This window comes from Psychrobacter sp. 1U2 (genome assembly GCF_051847575.1).
This window is the reverse complement of sequence record NZ_JBPYDC010000647.1, coordinates 1-920: the sequence shown is the minus strand read 5'-3', so window position 1 is coordinate 920 and position 920 is coordinate 1. Positions and strand designations below refer to the sequence as shown.

Here is a 920-nt window from a genome sequence, read left to right as displayed (position 1 = left end):
GCTATTATTAACCTAACAGAGAATATGAAATACCTACTTATGCCAACCAAATATACTGATTGGGTAGAAATATTTTATTAAATCCTTAATTATATTTACCAACACTCTGCACACCATAAAAAAAAACAGCCCATTATGGACTGTTTTTTTACTATTTTATTGTCAAATACTGAATAAAAACTACCATTCAATACTGTAGACAACAAATTAAGCGCGGTTTTTGTATTTACGAATCGTTTGCAGCTGGGCTACTGATTCTGCTAATGAAGCCAAGGCCGCATTAGTTTGTACGGTATCAGATTGGTTGACCAGCATTTGTTCCGCTTTTTTACGTGCTTCAACGATTTTACTTTCGTCAAGGTTATGTGCACGCATGGCAGTATCTGCTAATACAGTGACCATCTTTGGCTGTACTTCTAACACGCCGCCTGATACGTAAATCACTTCTTCTTCACCATTTGGTGTTTGCACTCGCATCGCACCTGGTTTTAGCAAAGTAATAAGCGGTGTGTGACCTGGCAATACACCAATCTCGCCTTCGGTACCCGTAGCTATTAACATGCTGATTTCGCCCGAATACAACTCTTCACGAGCACTTACGACGCGACATTGTAACGTTGCCATATTTAACTCCTTACGATCAAAACTGCGATGCGTTATCTACTTGCGAGTAGACTGGCGTCAGCCTACTCGCAGTTTAGCAAATGCTAATACAACTTACGCTGCAGTAGATTTCATTTTTTCCGCTTTGGCGACTACTTCATCAATACCGCCAGCCATGTAAAACGCTTGCTCTGGTAAATCATCGTATTCGCCAGCGATAATTGCTTTAAAGCTAGCAATAGTATCGCGCAGTGGTACATATTTACCAGGTGCACCAGTGAATACTTCTGCTACGTGGAATGGCTGTGATAAGAAAC

The 920-nt window shown here is 40.7% G+C and carries 1 protein-coding gene and 1 pseudogene; both read right to left on the bottom strand.

Translation table 11 applies throughout. The features are described 5' to 3' along the window. Nucleotides 1-207: 207 nt before the first annotated feature. On the bottom strand, nucleotides 208-624 hold the full coding sequence (locus tag ACS8FD_RS17845) for a F0F1 ATP synthase subunit epsilon (RefSeq protein ID WP_021812807.1): 417 nt from the start codon (nucleotides 622-624) through the stop codon (nucleotides 208-210). A 93-nt stretch (nucleotides 625-717) separates the two neighbouring features. Further along, nucleotides 718-920 (bottom strand): annotated as a pseudogene (locus ACS8FD_RS17840) (F0F1 ATP synthase subunit beta); the annotation flags it as partial.